Origin of the sequence: Fibrella aquatilis, from assembly GCF_017353255.1 — a bacterium.
GTDB lineage: Bacteria > Bacteroidota > Bacteroidia > Cytophagales > Spirosomataceae > Fibrella > Fibrella aquatilis.
The window spans coordinates 102,438-119,593 of the sequence record NZ_JAFMYU010000014.1; the positions used below are offsets into that span (position 1 = coordinate 102,438).

Here is a 17,156-nt window from a genome sequence, read left to right on the forward strand (position 1 = left end):
GCCGCACCGGCGGACCGGTCAGCCCAAATCGTAATTCGTAATTCGTACATCGTAAATCAGTTCAAACCCCAGATCCCGTTCGGAAATATCCGCTACGGGGAGGGGCCAGGTGATGTTGATTTTGGGGTCGTTATAGCGGATGCCGTCTTCGTGGTCGGGGGCGTAGGCAGCACTATGGCAATAGATCAATTCGCAGTTGGGTGTCAGGGTTTGAAAGCCGTGGGCGCAGCCTTCGGGAATGTACAGCAGTTGCCCATTTTGGGCCGACAGTTCGGTGCCAAACCACTGGTAGCGCGTGGGCGAATCGGGCCGAAGGTCTACCAGCACGTCGAATACGCGACCAGCCACGCAACGCACCAGTTTCACTTCGGCGGCGGGGGCGTGCTGGAAATGCATCCCCCTGATGCTGCCCGGTTGGGCGGTCATGGAATGGTTCATCTGTACCCAGTTACCACACAAACCCCTGTCAGCGAATAAGTTTTGATCGAACGTGCGCATGAACCAGCCGCGATGATCGCCACGGGGGGCAGGCGTAATGACAAATGCTCCGGCTATAGGTGTTTCAGTGAAGATCATACGGCCCAGGGGAGGCTAGCGGCTTGGGCCTGTGCTATGTAGGCCCGCAGGTCATGAGCCGTGCGAATCTTGCCAAGTTCATAATAATGCCAGTACCAGGTCACTGTGTGTTGAATGGCCGTTTGGGTGTTCCAGACGGGTTTCCAGCCCAGTTTTTCGTGCGCTTTGGTGCAGTCCAGACTCAGCAGATGCGCTTCGTGGGGGTTGGCGTCTGAGGCGTGTTCATGGCATTGAATGGCACCCCAGGCGGCTTTGGCCTCACGAATAACATCGCGCACAGGCAACACGTCGGCCACGTCGGGTCCAAAGTTCCAGCCCTCGGCGGCGGCTGGTTCACCCGACATAAGGTGCTGACCCACAAGCAAATAGCCTGATAACGGTTCCAGCACGTGTTGCCACGGGCGCACCGCCAGTGGATTGCGAATCTCGACCGATTGGCCGTTGCCAGGGGTGCCAATACCGACCTCGTCCTGTTGCGTACTGCGAATAAGGTCGGGAATGAGTCGGTCTGTGGCCCAGTCGCCGCCGCCGATAACGTTACCCGCCCGGACGCTGGCTATCAATACGTTATGCGTTTTTCCATACTGCGCCAGATTGAAAAACGAGTTGCGGTAACTGGCCGTAATCAGTTCCGCTGCCCCTTTCGAGACACTATACGGATCGAAACCACCCATGGGGTCCGTCTCGCGCAGGGGGCGACCATCTTCCGGGTTTTCGTAGCATTTGTCGCTCGTGACAATCACCACGCCCCGCACCGACGGTGTTTGCCGGACGGCCTCGAGCAACCGCGCTGTACCCAAAATGTTCGTTTCCAGCGTTTCCAGGGGGGTACGGTACGATTCGCGCACCAGCGGCTGGGCCGCCATGTGAAACACAATATCGGGCTGCGCAGCCTGCATCGCTCTTGTCAGGATACTCAAATCGTTGAGGTTAGCCAGCGTTTCCGGGAAGCCCGGCCCCAACAGCCCATGGTGGCTGGGCACCGTTGGCGCAGGCAGCGAATACCCCACCACGGTAGCCCCCAACTGCCGCAGCCAATACGCCAGCCACGAGCCTTTGAAGCCCGTATGTCCAGTCAGAAAAACAGTTTTGTTGCGGTAGGCGTCGTTGAACATAATGAGTCTCCTGTTTTATTACCATACTTTCCATTCCGCCTGCCCGGTGGTCCAGGCGGTTTCGAGTTCGGTTTTGTCGCGGAGGGTGTCCATGGGTTTCCAGAAGCCATCGTGGCGGAAGGCCATCATCTCGCCGTTGGCGGCCAGGGTTTCCATGGGGTAACGCTCCCAGGTAGTGTCGTCGCCTTCGATGAGGTCAATTACGGAGGGGTCGCAGACGAAAAAGCCGCCGTTGATCCAGGCCCCGTCGCCTTTGGGTTTTTCCAGGAAAGACCGCACGCCGTCGGTGGGGTTTACGTCCAATGCCCCAAAACGGGCCGAAGGCTGCACGGCCGTGAGGGTACATTTTTTGCCGTGGGCCTGGTGAAAAGCCACCAGTTTGGTAATGTCTACGTCGCCCACACCGTCGCCGTAGGTCATCATAAACGGCTCATTGCCAACGTGATGACGTACGCGCCGGAGCCGTCCGCCGGTCATGCTGTCGCGGCCGGTATCAACCAGCGTCACCTTCCAGGGCTCGGCCTGTGAGTTGTGCACGTCGATCTGATTGGTACTCAGGTCGATAGTTACGTCGGACTGGTGAAGGAAGTAGTTGGCGAAAAATTCCTTGATGATATACCCTTTGTAGCCCAGGCAGATCACAAATTCGTTGTAGCCGTGGGCCGAGTAAATTTTCATGATGTGCCAGAGAATCGGCATACCGCCAATCTCGACCATCGGTTTGGGTCTGAGGACCGTTTCTTCGCTTAGGCGGGTGCCAAGGCCACCGGCCAAAATCACTACTTTCATGGGTGCGCGGGCTACGCGTGGGTTAGTATGGGCAAGATAAGGCCATCTGCCCGATGTCTGATGAGGGGTTGTCAATTTCCGTGCCAGACGAGGGTGTAAGCAGTGGGCGGCGGCAGTGGAGCGGACAGGTTGGGAACCGTACAGGCAATAAATAGGTGTTCTTGTGGCCTACGTTGCCAACGCCTGCACATTCGGGCGTATTTTTTCGTTGGTAAAAGACAACGTCTGTCTTGTGCTGTCACTCCATGAAATCGATTCGATCTACCTCCTTCTGGCTTGTGCTGCTAACGCTGAGCCTGAATTTTACCGCCTGTAAAAATAACGGCGACGTTACCCAGCCCGCCGCTAACGTAACGCTGGTTGGTAGTACGCCCATTACCACGCTCACCAAAGCGCAACTGGTAGAGCGGGTGTCGTCGTCGGGTTTGTTACCGGCTCAACTGACCAGCTTGCTGAACCTGCTGCTTCAGCGCGACGTGAAGGCCTACCGGCTTACGTACAAAACCAAAAACAGCGATGGCACCACCATTACGGCCTCGGGCGCGCTGATCGTGCCTGTGCCCGTTGGTAATGAAACCTACCCGATGATCAGCCAACAGCACGGCACGCTGTTTAACGAACCCGACGCCCCGTCTTACTTCGGCAACAACAGCGAAGCCGCTAACATTGGTGCGCTGTTTTCGTCGGCGGGCTACATCCTCGCCTGTCCCGACTACGTGGGCTACGGCGAGTCGAAATCGGTGCCGCACCCGTATTTGCACCGGCAAACGGAAGCCCTTGCCAGCCTCGACATGCTGCGTGCAGCGAAGGAGTTTATGGCCCAAAACGGGGTGAAATGGGACAACCGGGTGTTTATCACGGGCTATTCGCAGGGGGGGCACGCCAGCATGTCGCTGCTGAAGATGATGGAGGAGCAGTACCCCGGCGAGTTTACCATTACGGCGGCTAGCTGCGGCGCGGGGCCATACAACGTGGAGGGCTTTATGCAAGACCTGGTTAATAAAGATACCCACGGCATTGCCGCCTATAACAACCTGTATGTCTGGGTGTTGCAGACGTTCAATCGCGTTTATGGCCTCAACCGGCCCATGAGCGCCTACTTCAAAGAGCCGTATGCCACCGACGTGCAGGCCAACGGCACCCGGTCGAACATCAACGTAAGCATCAACAAAGCCTTTTCCGATGCCTTCAGAAACGGCATTAACACTGGCAGCGACACTGATTTCCTGAAAGCTGTGCGCGACAATAACGTATACGACTGGGCACCCAAAACGCCCCTGCAACTCTACCACGGCACCGCCGACAACCAGGTGTTCTACCGCAACTCGACCGACGCCCTCACCGCCATGAAAGCCCGCGGCGTCACCACGGTGGAACTCATCACGATCCCCAACAAAGACCACGGCCCCGCCATCCAGGACTACATTCAGGGCACGTATACGTTCTTTAGTGGGAAGAAATAATCATTGGTCGTATCCAGCTACCAATGACTATTGAATGACAGCGCAGCGAATGACTAATGACCTACAGCAGCACACATTTCCATGCACCCTTGCTGTTCTGATTTTATGGACGAAAAATATATTGGTTGTGGTAGTCTAAATAATGCGATGAGGGCCTGTTAGAAATAGGCTTTGGCAGCACAAGCAAGTCTTTTCCATGATACTGATAGTACTCACGACCATTTTGAAACTCCTCTCTAATTCGAGTACTGACTTCCACTTTCAGTTCGGAAGTAACCGTGATATAGCCATCGTCGAAAAGCTTATGCATGTCTGACCTGAGAAGTAGGCCATTCGTTAGTTGGTGAGGTCCATCTTCTGAGTAAGGCCTTATGTGAGCAGCTTCCAGGACAGGCAATGTCTTTTCGCCTGTTATGGCGCATCGCTTTTGATAAGCATCCATTACAGAAAGCCGGAAAGCCCCTTGACCAAGACGAACTTTTCGTAAGACGCTCTTACCATATTGTGACACTCCTTCTGACACTTCAGAACGCTCATAGGGGTCTGACGTAGACAACCTGTATCGGTTAAGAACTTCTTCAAGCTGTTTCCACAGAGATAAACCTATTTCGCTGGTAGTACTGTATTTCTTCCCCTGAACGATACTATTACTCCAATCTGCGGGAATCGTTATCCAGTCTTCCTCCTTAAAAAAGATTGGGCTTGTTAATGCTATGCAGCCAATTGTGGGATTACGTTCATTGGAATTTCGGTAGTGTTGAATAGCTATCCTGAATTGTTCCAAGGTGTCGAAACCATTGCGCTTCTGAAAAGTATCCCATGCCACTGACAGAGGCAATTGACTTTGCGCGGCAAAAAAACCGATACCGCCGATGGCATTGTAAGGACTTTTCAATTTGAACAGAAATGGGCCGTTTACGTCAAGAGCGCGAAAAGCAGTGCGCCCCCCAGGTTGCCAGAAGTTCACATCTTCTGGATTTTGTTTATGTAAATAATTGTACCAACGCCAATCGGTTACGCCCAAATAGTATTCCATACCGTCAAGATGAATAATTATAGATTCTGTAAGGTGTGGGTCAGAAACACAGAGCATACATCGCCGGGGCCGCTAGGCGAAATTATGATTAACCTGCGGAACGGTGCAAAGTCAGTCGAATTACTGCTGTATCCTGACGATCAGCGCAAGTTTGTCTGTCTTAGCACTGATGAACCGCCACAGCAAGGACCACTTACGCCTGACTCACTCCACAAAATCATGCTTTGGCTGAATAGGTAAGCTATTCGATTATTTTATAAGCACAAAAAGGCGAGTGGCTGGGATACCTAGCCACTCGCTTCGCTTCAGACGTGTATGTTCGTTGCTTGCTGATGCTACCGGTTTTTGTTGGCCCGTTCCATGCCGTTGTAGATTTTGTCGGCGGTGCTGTAGGCTTCTACGTAGGCGGGGCCAGAGACCATGAATTGCTTGCCATCGGGGCTGATCTTTACGGCCATGTCTTTGGCAGTTGAACTGATCGATACCGTGAAATGGGCCTCCCCGCTCTTGGGCGACCATTCGGGCGTGGCTTGGCCAATGCGTTGCATGACTTCGTAGGGGTAGCGCATCATCATTTCATAGGCTTTGCCGGTGCAGGCCACGGGGGCCTCTACCGTCAGCGAAAATTTGCTGCGGAGGGTCTTAATCATCTCGTCAATCATAGGGCGGTTTTCCTTTTCTACCTGCTTGTCATCAACGGCAAGGGTCATCAGATCGCCGATTTTCTCGCGCTTGGCGTACTCCACGGCGTAGCGTACCCAGTAGCGCATGGACGGGAAACCCCCTTCGTTGGTGTCGATGTTGGGGTCGGTAAACTTGGTCCAGCAGGTGGGTGAAAACTTAAACGTGAAGCACTTGTCCACAATTTGGGCGTTGAGGTAGGATTGCTCCGAGAAGAGTCTGTCTACAAATTCGGCCTTTTTTTCTTTGTCTTCAGCCGGAGCCGTCGAGGCTGGGGCGGCCGCTGAAGCAGCGGCGGTGGCGGGTTTGGCAGCGGCCGTTTTTGCCGATTGGGCCTGGGCGAGGTAGCCCGCGCTGAGTAGAGCAAGGGTAAGTAATGGTCTGATCATGGGTTAATTGGGTAAGTTGTCACCGCTATAGTACACCCATAGACTGACTTTTGCCAATGTCATTTAGCAATAGGCAACCAGGGCACAAAAAAGCCCCCCGCTATGTAACGGGGGGCGCGGGTTGGCAGCTATCGAACCAACTCCATTAAATCTTTGTCATTCACCTCTTTACGTACGTCGGCCATGTCGAGAAACTGAGTGTAGATGGTGTCGAGGGTGGGTTTGTCGTAGCGGTAGCCCAGCAGTTCGAGGCGGTGTTTCAGGGCGTGGCGACCGCTGCGGGCGGTCAGGATAATCAGTGATTTATCAACCCCCACGTCGAGCGGGTTCATGATCTCGTAGTTCTCCGTATGCTTCAGGTGCCCGTCCTGATGAATGCCCGACGAATGCGCGAAGGCGTTGCGGCCCACAATGGCTTTGTTGGCCTGCACCGGCATCCGCATCAGGTCCGATACCAACCGGCTGACGGGGTAAAGCCGCCTCGTGTCGATGCCTGTTTCAAAACCAAGCTCGGAATGCACCTTCATGGCCATCACCACTTCTTCCAGCGAGGTGTTGCCCGCCCGTTCGCCAATGCCGTTGATGGTGCATTCAATCTGCCGCGCCCCGTTCATGATGCCCGCCAGCGAATTAGCCGTGGCCAGGCCCAGGTCGTTGTGGCAGTGAATGGAGATGGTGGCTTTGTCTACATTGGGTACGCAGTTATAGATGTATTTGATCTTCTCGCCATATTCGCCCGGTAGGCAGTAGCCCGTGGTGTCGGGGATGTTGACCACCGTGGCGCCAGCTTTGATGACGGCCTCGGTAAGGCGGCAAAGGAACTCCAGATCGGCCCGACCGGCATCTTCGGCATAAAACTCTACGTCGTCCACGTAGGTCCGGGCGTGCTTCACGGCACGTACGGCCTGCTCCAGAATGGCTTCGCGGGTGCTGCTGAATTTATTCCGAATGTGAATATCCGATGCACCGATGCCCGTATGAATCCGGCCCCGCTTGGCATGTTTCAGGGCTTCACCCGCCGCGTCGATGTCGCCAACTACGGCCCGCGAGAGGGCACAAACGGTAGGGTTGGTCACGGCCTTGGCAATCTCGACCACCGACCGGAAATCACCTGGACTAGAAATTGGGAAACCTGCTTCGATCACGTCTACCCCCAGTCGCTCCAGTTCAAGTGCTACCTGCACTTTTTCGCCTGTAGTGAGCTGACAGCCAGGCACCTGCTCGCCGTCGCGAAGTGTAGTGTCGAAGATATAGATACGGTTTGCCATAGTTTGTAGTGAAATACCGCGCTTAGCGAAATTTCACTACAAAAATAGAACAGCTTACCTAACAGCCAAATATGCCGCGCAATTTTATCAGGCCAACTGAGCCAGCACTTGCGCACCCATTGCCGCTGTGTTCAGCAGTTTGTCGGCGGGGGTGTTAGCGTCGGCAATATCGCGGGTCCGGTAGCCCGCTTTCAATACGGCATCTACGGCGGCAATGACGGCTTCTGATTCGGCTTTCAAACCAAACGAAATATCAAGCAGCAGCGCCGCCGATAGCACCGACGCCAGCGGATTAGCCACGCCCATGCCCGTGATATCGTGCGCCGACCCGTGAATGGGTTCATACACGCCCGTGCTGTCGCCTACGGAAGCTGACGCCAGCATACCCATCGACCCGGCAATTTGGCTGGCTTCGTCGGTGAGGATATCGCCGAAGAGGTTGCCCGTCACGACCACGTCGAAGCGTTTAGGGTCCTTAATCAGCATCATGGCGGCAGAATCGACAAACTGATGTTCGGTCTCCACGTCGGGGTATCGTTTGGCCACTTCCTGCACCACTTCGCGCCATAAGCGGCTGCTTTCCAATACGTTGGCTTTGTCAACCGAGCATACTTTGCTGCGGCGGGTGCGGGCGGCTTCGTAGGCTTTCACGGCAATGCGCTCGATCTCATAGCGCTGATACACCATCAGATCCGAGGCTGTGTTGCGATCTTCCGAGCGTTTCTTTTCACCAAAATAGACATCGCCGGTTAGCTCGCGGAAGAACAGAATGTCCGCCCCGCGCAGGATTTCGGGCTTAATGCTCGATGCATCCAGCAGTTCGTCAAACAGCTTAATAGGCCGCAGGTTGGCGTAGAGACCCAGCTCTTTCCGCATCTGCAACAGGCCCTGCTCCGGCCGCACCTTAGCCGAGGGGTCGTTGTCGTATTTGGGGTGGCCCACGGCACCAAACAGCACGGCATCGGCAGCGCGCATCTTGGTCAGTGTCTCGTCGGGCAGGGCCTTACCCGTGGCTTCGATAGCTACGTGGCCAATGAGGGCTTCGTCATACGTGAAATCGTGCCCGAACTTGGCGGCAATGGCTTCCAGAACCTGCTTGCCAACGGTGGTTACTTCCGCCCCGATACCGTCGCCGGGGACTATGAGGATGTGTTTTTTCATTCTAAGTTATTCAACATTTTCTGCGTTGCCTTGATGGCCGACACGGTTTGGTCAGAGTCGAGGCCGCGGGTTTTGAACTCGTGGACGCCTGATCGCCAGGTAATGATAGTTTCGCAAAGGGCATCGGTCCGGCCCCCCGTCGGGATCCGCACGGCGTAGTCGATGAGGTCGGGAAGGGTCTGGTTTTTGTGGCTGTACACCTTTTTCAGGGCATTCATGAAGGCATCATATTGCCCGTCGCCCTGGGCGTTTTCTTCAAACAACTCATTGTCGACCCGTACGCGTAGCGTGGCCGAGGGTTTCAGGTCTTTCGAGTGCGTCAGAACATAGTTTAGCACTTCCACCCGCGCCACAACGGCCGTATTGTGCAACACGTCGGCTATCACATAGGGCAAGTCTTCTCGTGTGACGGCCTCTTTCAGGTCGCCGAGTTCGATTACCCGGTCGGTTACTTTCTTCAGATCATCGTCCGAGAGTTGAATGCCCAACTCGCGGAGGTTGTTCTCGATATTGGCCTTGCCCGACATTTTTCCCAGCGCATAAGAGCGTTTCCGGCCAAAGCGTTCGGGCAGTAAGGCGTTGAAGTACAGGTTGTTCTTCTTGTCGCCGTCGGCGTGGATACCCGCCGTTTGGGTAAAGACGTTGTCGCCCACCACGGGTTTGTTGTCGGGAATGCGCAGGCCCGAAAACGTCTCCACGATCTTGCTCACCTGGTACAGCGATTTTTCGGCCACTCCCATGCGCAAATCGGGCATGAAATCGCGGAGGGCGGCCAGGGTACTGGCCAGAGGCGCATTGCCCGCCCGTTCGCCTAAGCCATTGACCGTCAGGTGGATACCGTGTACCCCCGCCCGAACGGCTTCCATCACGTTAGCCACGCCGAGGTCGTAGTCGTTGTGGGCGTGAAAGTCGAAGTGGAGGGTAGGGTAGCGGCTTACCAGCTGATTGACAAAGGCGTAGCTTTCGGCGGGCGTCAGCACCCCCAGTGTGTCGGGCAGGAGCACGCGGCGGATGGGCTGTGTGGCCAGGAAATCGAGGTATTGCAAGACATATGCCGGCGAATTACGCATGCCGTTGCTCCAGTCTTCCAGGTACACATTTACCTGTAAATCAGCCGTTTGTGCGCAGGAAATGACCTGCCTGATGTCGGCAAAATGGGCTTCGGGCGTTTTCTTGAGCTGGTGGGTAAGGTGATTCAGCGATCCCTTCGTGAGCAGGTTCATTACCCGCGCCCCCGACGCCCGCATCCAGTCGAGCGAGGCGTGGCCGTCTACGAAGGTGAGCACCTCGATCTTGTCGAGCATACCCACGCCGGTAGCCCAGCGGGTGATCTGCTGCACGGCTTCCAGTTCACCCGCCGACACCCGCGCCGAGGCTACCTCCACGCGATCTACTTTGACCTCGGTGAGCAGCAACTGCGCCAGGGCCAGCTTTTCGGCAGCCGAAAATGACACCCCGCTGGTCTGTTCACCATCGCGGAGAGTCGTGTCCATGATTTCTAAGTAGCGCATGGTAGAGGAGTGATGAGTGGTGAATGGTAAGTGATGAGTTTGCTGCCGCAGGCGAACTACTCTGGCGGCAGCAAACTCATCACTTACCATTCACCACTCATCACTTAGTCAAAAGGGTCTCGCGTCAGCAAACTGGACGATCTCGTCTTTCATGGAAAGCAGGTAGTCGATATCGTCGTAGCCGTTGAGGAGGTTGTTTTTCTTGTAGCCGTTGATGTCGAACGACTCGCTTTCGCCGGTTGTCAGGAGCGTGATGGTCTGGTCGGGCAGGTTCACTTCCAGTTCCGTGTTGGGGTCGGCGTCGATAGCGGCGAAGATGCGGGCCAGAAACTCGGGACTAACCTGCACGGGTAAGATGCCGATATTCAGCGCGTTACCTTTAAAGATGTCGGCAAAAAAGCTCGACACTACGCAACGAAAACCGTAGTCATAGATGGCCCAGGCGGCATGTTCCCGGCTCGAGCCGCTGCCGAAGTTTTTGCCACCAACCAGAATTTTGCGGGGCAACCCTTCGCCAGTGTATGTTGGGTCATTTAGTACGAAATCGGCTTTTGGTGAGCCGTCGGCAGTGTACCGCCAGTCGCGGAACAGGTTGTCGCCGAAACCTTTGCGCTCGGTGGCTTTCAAAAAGCGAGCAGGGATAATCTGGTCCGTATCGACGTTCTCGATAGGCATCGGAACGGCGGTGGAGCGAAGTATAGTGAAGTGGTCGTAGGCCATATTTTTTGAACGATGAGTGCTAAACGATGAGCGGTCCGCCGCTGCGGTGATGAGTTTGCTTACGCGCGAGTTGTAAGCTTGCGACAGCAAACTCATCACTCATCGTTTAGCACTCATCACTAAATTAGTTCTCTTGGGTCTGTTACTACGCCTGTGACGGCGGCGGCGGCGGCAACGAGGGGGCTGGCTAGGAGGGTGCGAGCACCGGGGCCTTGCCGACCCTCAAAATTGCGATTGGAGGTCGATACGGCATATTTGCCCGCCGGAATTTTGTCTTCGTTCATAGCCAGACAAGCCGAACAACCGGGCTGACGAAGCGCGAAACCGGCCTCGGTCAGCACGTCGAGAATACCCTCTGCCTTAATCTGCGCTTCCACAATATGCGACCCCGGCACGAGCCAGGCCGTCACGTTGACGGCCTTTTGACGGCCCTTCACGATGGACGCAAACGCCCGGAAATCTTCGATGCGGCCATTGGTGCAACTCCCCAAAAACACAAAGTCGATGGGCTTACCCAGCATAGACTCGTTTTCGGCGAAACCCATGTACGTCAGCGACTTCTGGTAGCTGGCATCACCGTCGGCCTGATTGGCCGATAGCGGAATTTGCCTCGTCACGCCCGTGCCCATGCCAGGGTTGGTGCCGTAAGTAATCTGGGGTTCAATGTCCGCTGCGTGAAATGTCATGTCCACGTCGAACGCAGCTCCATCGTCTGTTTTGAGGCTTTCCCAATAGGGCACCAGCTTGTCCCAGGCGTCACCCTGCGGAGCCAAATCGCGGCCTTTCAGGTAAGCCAGCGTGGTTTGGTCGGGGGCCACCATGCCGCCGCGCGCGCCCATTTCGATGCTCATGTTGCAGACCGTCATGCGGCCTTCCATGCTCATGGTGCGGAACACGTCGCCGGCATATTCAACGAAATAGCCCGTGGCGCCGCTAGCCGAAATCTGCGAAATGATGTACAGGGCCACGTCTTTAGGCACCACACCCTTGCCCAGCGTGCCGTTGACCGAAATCCGCATTTTCTTTGGCTTGGGCTGCATAATGCACTGCGTAGCCAGCACCATCTCTACCTCCGACGTGCCTATACCAAACGCAATGGCCCCAAACGCCCCGTGGGTAGAGGTGTGCGAGTCGCCGCAGACGATGGTCATGCCGGGCAGGGTAATGCCGTTTTCTGGCCCCACCACGTGCACAATGCCATTTTTCTGGTGCCCCAGGCCCCAGTGCGAGATGTTGTATCTGGCACTATTCCGTGCCAGCGCATCCAGCTGATTCGCCGACAGCGGGTCGGCTACGGGCAGGTGCTGATTAAGCGTGGGCGTGTTATGGTCGGCAGTGGCGAAGGTGCGTTCCGAGAACAGCACGGGGGCATTACGGCCTTCCAGACCCAGAAACGCCACTGGCGAGGTTACTTCGTGGATGAAGTGCCGGTCGATAAAGAACACGTCCGGCCCATCATCGATGTGCCGGATCACGTGCGCGTCCCAGACTTTGTCAAAAAGTGTAGTGGGGGTAGGCATAGTTGACGAGGAGGAAATTGAGTACGATAGTACAAAGTTGTCTCTTCGCCCTCACCCACACATCCCGCCATTCGTCCAGTAAATAGCGATTTTAGTTCACGGGGTAATGATGGCCGTGGAACTGCATTACCGTTCAGGCTAAACTTAACACTGTAGTACCTGAAGGAATTTTATTCAGCAGTGCTTGATGTAGCGGTTTTAGCAAGGGTATAGTATTGCTAAAAGCAGTAAGCAGTTAACCTTCAGCAAGGGTAACGAGTTTGGCGCTGCACTTGTACAAATTTATCTTGATCACATGGTATGAATAAGTATAGTTCTGGCTACTTTTGTGTATAGGAAAGCGATACAGTTAGACGATATCTAGTACAGAGTGCATTATAATTTTAAAATTGATAGGTCAATGATTAAAATAGAGTGCCCTACCTGCGGTGATGTAACTTATGCAGGAAAAGAGAAAACAACTAATCGCACGGTTGAGGTAGTGTATGGTCGGTGTACAGATGGTAGTGGTGAATATGATTGCTCTGTGTGTTGCACTGACACCAGTCCACGAGAAAGTACCTTATTTATAAAGGGTGATTTCGATGACATCGTGGTGGGTATTGAGAGCAAATACACAGTTGATGAGTCAACGGGAACCCAGAACTGTTTTTAACGAGTTGAGCTTTTACGGATAGATTTTAGAGGATCCTTTTGGGGACCTCTTTTTTTATGCCCTAAATTCTTTGCTGATTTCGCCTCGTCTTACGTGCTGCTTTGATCATTGCACTACGTTTGGCTTTATTCGCAGCAATGAATTCACTGAGTAACAATTTTTCTCTTTCCGTCAGTGGCCTTGGGTCAACTACGAAGTCAACGTCAATGGGTTCTTTGAGCAGGCCCATAGCTTATGCAGGGTGCCGTTTTGGGCTGACTATTCTTCCTGTAGATGCTTTGCGAATTAGTCGTTGTTTTTTTGATGCGAAATAGCGCGATAGGGCTTGTTCTTCCTCTTTGGTCAACGGTCCCTGACCACCAATAAAATCAGGTTCGATTAATGGCTTTTTCATAAGCTGTCAGTTTTAAAATAACGGTTAATCAGTTTTAGAGCGGCTCTGGTCTCGATTATCATCACCCGACCACCGAAATGAAATGCACCCAGTGTCTTTTCATAATGGTCAACTAGTTGAGTCTTAGAAATGAAAGAGACATTGCCTTCAAAACCATTCTCAAACGCTTGTTTACAAGCAAAGGCAACCAAATTACCCGCCACACCCGCGTAAATTTTTGTTTGACCTTTGTTAAATGGTGCGTTTTCGACAAGGTGCATATATACGTGATCAAATTTGATTTCAAGGCAAATTAACCCCTGAACGATAGTCGGATTACCTTGAATTGTCAACTTATAAACAGCTCGCTGAGGCTGTTTATGCTCGTGTTTCCAATTAAAAAGCCATCCGTTCTTCTTTGTCACTTTTTTCAGATCAGCAAGCGAAACGAGTGTTATCTCCGTCGGGAAACTATCTCCAGTGATGGCATTTTCAATGCTGTTTGTCAGCTTGTCAATCAGGAAGTCTTGTGCTTTTGGAAACCGTTTTGCCATGTAGTCGAAGTTACGAAAAAACAGATTATAATTGCCACAACTGCTTCACACCGCCTGCTTGGGCGTGGCCCCAAATTGCTGTTTGTAGGCTTTGATGAAGTGTGAGACGCTTTCGTAGCCGATCTCCATACTCACTTCCGAGACGTTTTTGGGCGTGTTGCGCAGGAGGAACTGGGCATGTTCGAGACGTTTGTGGCGAATCCATTGGCCGGGTGGTACGTGAAAATGGGCCTCGAAATCGCGCTTAAACGCTGATAAACTCCGGCCCGACAGGCGTGCTAACTCGCTCATGGAGAGGGGCTTGAGCAGGTATGCACTCATGAGGTAGTCGAGGTCTGCTTTCTGGCCCTGGTAGATTTGGAGCAGGATGGTCTGTAGCTGTCCGGCGGGGTTGGCGGCGGCGTCGAGTTCGAGCAGATGGAGCAGTAGTTCCTGGAATTTGAGCCGCAACAACTCATTCAGATACGGCGATTTCCCCCCGAAATAGGTCAGCAGTGACCGGGTGAAGGTCACAAACGTTGGCGAGGCCGTCATCGCCAAGATCAAGTCGGCGGGGGGCGGGGTGGGGTGGGGGCGGAAGAGGCTAAGGTGCTGACCGACAAACTCTTTCAGCATCTTTTCATTCATAAAAAACACCAGACTCCGGTAGTTAGCGTCGACCGTTTCGTTCATGGAATAGCAGCCCCGCTGGAAAAACAGAATCTGACCTTTGCGTACGTGTAGCTCCTGGGTAGGTGAGCTGAATTTCTTCTCGCCTTCCAGCACCACCACCACAGCATGCTCCTCGAAAAAGATCTCATTCCGGGCGGGGTACACATCGCTCCGGTAGGCCACAAACGTCATTTCCGAAGCGTCAGCCCGCGCCTCATCGGCTCGGCGGATGCTCAGCATCTCGAATTGATTAGCCCGGATAGAGGATGGAACGCGTAGCATTGACAATCAATTAACCACCTTTTCTACATTAACGGAATGCCGTTCAAAATGCGCAATCGGTTGGGGAGTGGGCTGATGAGCAGGCTGCAAACGATGACGAGCAACGCCCGCCGCAGTTCGGTTTTGGTGGTGAGTTGCGTAAGGGGCAGCAGAGCGCAGAACAAGGCAATGTAGCTGTAGGAAATGGCCCGGTTCACGTCGCCGACAATGAAGCTGAGGTTGATCGTGATGGTCAGCAAGCCTAGCAGCATGACGGCGTCGAGGTAGCGGCGGTTGTAGATGAGCAGCACCGCCGATAGTCCCACCAGCAGCCAGGCACCTTGAAAACCGCTCCAGACTTTGAAGCCGATGATCTTGGCGTTTTCGTAATAGATAGAGATGAATTCGGCCAGGAAATCGCCCCCGGTGGGTGGCAGCGCAAAGTGGCGACTGATCCAGTAGCGCAGCAGCAGGTATAGCAGGCCACTGCCCACCACGGCTGCTTGTGTGCCTGTGAGGCGGTAGCGCGTTTTGTCTGTGCGGGTAGTGAAGATGTGCCAGAGCAACACAAACCCCGCGCCCGGAATAGCCCGTTCGTCGGTCCAGAAGGCGGCTTGCAGGGCCAGCACCACCACCAGCGGATGGCGCGTGTAGATAGCGATGATCAGAAACAGGTACGCGAAAAAATCACCGTAGGCCGTCATGTCCAGCCAGGCCGACCGCAACGGATACAGCAACGAAATGGCCAGCGCCACCAGCGACGAGTTAACCCGGTCGGCGGTAAGTCGGAAAGCTAACTTGCTGGTTATTAGCATAAAAACGGTGCTTAGTGCCAGTTGTAGTAGCCAGAACGTAAGGCTTATCTTCGAGATGCCGAACGTGGCAGCCAGGGCGGGTTGCAACAGCCGAAATTGCATTTTAGCGTTATGACTCCGCGACTCGTAGCCCGCACCCGTGAAGTGCGACAGCCCCAGGTCGGTATAGAACGTGGCTGCCTGCGCCTTCACGGTATTGTAGGCGTCGAATTCCTCTCCGTTCTGGATTGTGCCCAAAAAGCCCTGGTAAAACCACAGACAACTGGGGTTGGTCACCACCATATGCACTATCGAAATCAGCAGGCAGCTCCAGATAATGCGCCATTGCCAGTGTTTCCCCGATAGCCACCGCTCCAGCGCCTGGTCAAGGTTAGCGAGCAGCGACGTAAGTGAACGGGGCGAGAGGGGTGGTGGGTGGGTGGGCATGGGTGGTACAAATGTAGCATGTACAAAAAACACGAGACTATCCACCAGGTTGGTTACTAATCTCGTGTTTCTATGCGAACGTATAAGCCCAAAACGGGCCGATTTGTCTAGCTCCGCTCTGGGCGCAGGTTGCGCACGGCGGCACCGGCCTGCCACATCTCCGATTCACGGAGTTCAGCCAGTTCTACTTCCAGTTTTTCGCGGTAGTCAGGTTGCGAGTTGCGGGTAATGCTAATTTCGGCCTGCTCCTGGGTTTTCACCGAGTTGTACAGCTGCTCGAAAACGGGCTTGGTGGCGTCGCGGAAGGGTTTCCACCAGTCGAGGGCGCCGCGTTGGGCGGTTGTCGAGCAGTTGGCATACATCCAGTCCATGCCGTTTTCGGCCACGAGCGGCATCAGCGACTGGGTCAGTTCTTCCACCGTTTCGTTGAACGCCTCCGATGGGCTGTGTCCGTTGGCGCGGAGTACTTCATACTGCGCCGCGAAAATGCCCTGAATAGCGCCCATCAGGGTGCCGCGTTCGCCGGTGAGGTCAGAGGTAACTTCTTTGTAGAAATCGGTCTCGAACAAATACCCTGACCCCACGCCGATGCCCATGGCAATGCACTTGTTGCGGGCGTTACCGCTGGCATCTTGGTACACGGCGAAGCTGGAATTCAGCCCTTTGCCTTCCACAAACAACCGCCGCAGCGACGTGCCCGAACCCTTCGGAGCCACCAAAAACACATCGACGTCAGGTGGGGGTACAATGCCGGTTTTCTCTTTGTAGGTTACGCCAAAGCCATGCGAGAAGTACAGCGATTTGCCAGGCTTCAGGGCGGCTTTCACCGTGGGCCACAGCTCAATCTGGGCGGCGTCTGACAGCAGGAAGCAGATGATGGTGCCCTTTTCCAGTGCCTCTTCAATCTCGAACAGGGTTTCGCCGGGCACCCAGCCGTCGGCCACGGCTTTGTCGTAGGTTTTGCCCTTGCGCTGCCCCACAATGACGTTGAAGCCGTTTTCGCGCATGTTCAGCGACTGACCGGGGCCTTGCACACCATAGCCGATGACGGCAATGGTTTCGTCTTTGAGCGTATCCAAGGCTTTTTCGAGAGGAAACTCTTCGCGGGTGACGACGTTTTCGACGGTCCCGCCAAAGTTGATTTGTGCCATTTTATTACTTGGTTATTGAAATTGGTAAGATGGGAGATACA

At 54.4% G+C, this 17,156-nt stretch carries 16 protein-coding genes; 1 reads left to right on the forward strand and 15 read right to left on the reverse strand.

From position 1 onward, the window contains the following. Positions 1-18 precede the first annotated feature (18 nt). Genes rfbC through rfbF form a run of 3 tightly spaced genes read right to left on the reverse strand, consistent with a single transcriptional unit; the run spans position 19 to position 2,480 of the window. Positions 19-576: a dTDP-4-dehydrorhamnose 3,5-epimerase gene (gene rfbC, locus J2I48_RS17170; RefSeq protein ID WP_207336708.1), complete on the reverse strand. Its 558-nt coding sequence runs from the start codon at positions 574-576 to the stop codon at positions 19-21. Next, the gene (gene rfbG, locus J2I48_RS17175; protein WP_207336709.1) at positions 573-1,691 is read right to left on the reverse strand and encodes a CDP-glucose 4,6-dehydratase; all 1,119 of its coding nucleotides are present in this window, start codon (positions 1,689-1,691) and stop codon (positions 573-575) included. Before rfbG ends, rfbC begins: the two co-directional genes overlap by 4 nt. A gap of 18 nt (positions 1,692-1,709) precedes the next feature. Next, positions 1,710-2,480 (reverse strand): glucose-1-phosphate cytidylyltransferase, encoded by a 771-nt coding sequence (rfbF, locus tag J2I48_RS17180; protein ID WP_207336710.1) that lies wholly within the window; start codon positions 2,478-2,480, stop codon positions 1,710-1,712. Between the two features lie 245 nt (positions 2,481-2,725). On the opposite strand from rfbF, the gene J2I48_RS17185 reads away from it, so the two are divergent. Further along, positions 2,726-3,943, forward strand: a complete 1,218-nt coding sequence (locus J2I48_RS17185) for an alpha/beta hydrolase family protein (RefSeq protein WP_207336711.1) — start codon at positions 2,726-2,728, stop codon at positions 3,941-3,943. Between the two features lie 103 nt (positions 3,944-4,046). Here the strand turns inward: J2I48_RS17185 and J2I48_RS17190 are convergent, their stop codons facing one another. From J2I48_RS17190 to ilvC, 12 genes are all read right to left on the reverse strand, one after another. Beyond that, positions 4,047-4,979, reverse strand: a complete 933-nt coding sequence (locus J2I48_RS17190) for an HNH endonuclease (RefSeq protein WP_207336712.1) — start codon at positions 4,977-4,979, stop codon at positions 4,047-4,049. Between the two features lie 335 nt (positions 4,980-5,314). Next, on the reverse strand, positions 5,315-6,049 hold the full coding sequence (locus tag J2I48_RS17195) for a hypothetical protein (RefSeq protein WP_207336713.1): 735 nt from the start codon (positions 6,047-6,049) through the stop codon (positions 5,315-5,317). Positions 6,050-6,177: 128 nt separating this feature from the next. Then, positions 6,178-7,317 carry a 2-isopropylmalate synthase gene (locus J2I48_RS17200; protein WP_207336714.1) on the reverse strand — a complete coding sequence of 380 codons (1,140 nt, stop codon included), beginning with the start codon at positions 7,315-7,317 and terminating at the stop codon, positions 6,178-6,180. A gap of 87 nt (positions 7,318-7,404) precedes the next feature. Then, positions 7,405-8,478: a 3-isopropylmalate dehydrogenase gene (gene leuB, locus J2I48_RS17205; RefSeq protein WP_207336715.1), complete on the reverse strand. Its 1,074-nt coding sequence runs from the start codon at positions 8,476-8,478 to the stop codon at positions 7,405-7,407. Continuing rightward, positions 8,475-9,989, reverse strand: a complete 1,515-nt coding sequence (locus J2I48_RS17210) for a hydroxymethylglutaryl-CoA lyase-like TIM-barrel protein (RefSeq protein WP_207336716.1) — start codon at positions 9,987-9,989, stop codon at positions 8,475-8,477. The genes leuB and J2I48_RS17210 overlap by 4 nt, the downstream gene beginning before the upstream one ends. 108 nt (positions 9,990-10,097) lie before the next feature. After that, entirely contained in the window at positions 10,098-10,709 is a 612-nt protein-coding gene (leuD, locus tag J2I48_RS17215) for a 3-isopropylmalate dehydratase small subunit (protein ID WP_207336717.1), read from the reverse strand. Between the two features lie 119 nt (positions 10,710-10,828). Further along, positions 10,829-12,229, reverse strand: coding sequence for a 3-isopropylmalate dehydratase large subunit (gene leuC / locus J2I48_RS17220; RefSeq protein ID WP_207336718.1), 1,401 nt, complete (start codon positions 12,227-12,229; stop codon positions 10,829-10,831). An 887-nt stretch (positions 12,230-13,116) separates the two neighbouring features. After that, on the reverse strand, positions 13,117-13,278 hold the full coding sequence (locus tag J2I48_RS17225; RefSeq protein WP_207336719.1) for a hypothetical protein: 162 nt from the start codon (positions 13,276-13,278) through the stop codon (positions 13,117-13,119). Then, positions 13,275-13,811, reverse strand: a complete 537-nt coding sequence (locus J2I48_RS17230) for a hypothetical protein (protein ID WP_207336720.1) — start codon at positions 13,809-13,811, stop codon at positions 13,275-13,277. Before J2I48_RS17230 ends, J2I48_RS17225 begins: the two co-directional genes overlap by 4 nt. A 45-nt stretch (positions 13,812-13,856) precedes the next feature. Next, on the reverse strand, positions 13,857-14,744 hold the full coding sequence (locus J2I48_RS17235) for a helix-turn-helix transcriptional regulator (protein WP_207336721.1): 888 nt from the start codon (positions 14,742-14,744) through the stop codon (positions 13,857-13,859). Positions 14,745-14,767: 23 nt separating this feature from the next. Continuing rightward, positions 14,768-15,964, reverse strand: a complete 1,197-nt coding sequence (locus tag J2I48_RS17240; protein WP_207336722.1) for a hypothetical protein — start codon at positions 15,962-15,964, stop codon at positions 14,768-14,770. A gap of 107 nt (positions 15,965-16,071) precedes the next feature. Continuing rightward, complete coding sequence (gene ilvC / locus J2I48_RS17245; RefSeq protein WP_207336723.1) at positions 16,072-17,115, reverse strand: ketol-acid reductoisomerase; 1,044 nt, start codon at positions 17,113-17,115, stop codon at positions 16,072-16,074. Between the last annotated feature and the right edge of the window lie 41 nt (positions 17,116-17,156).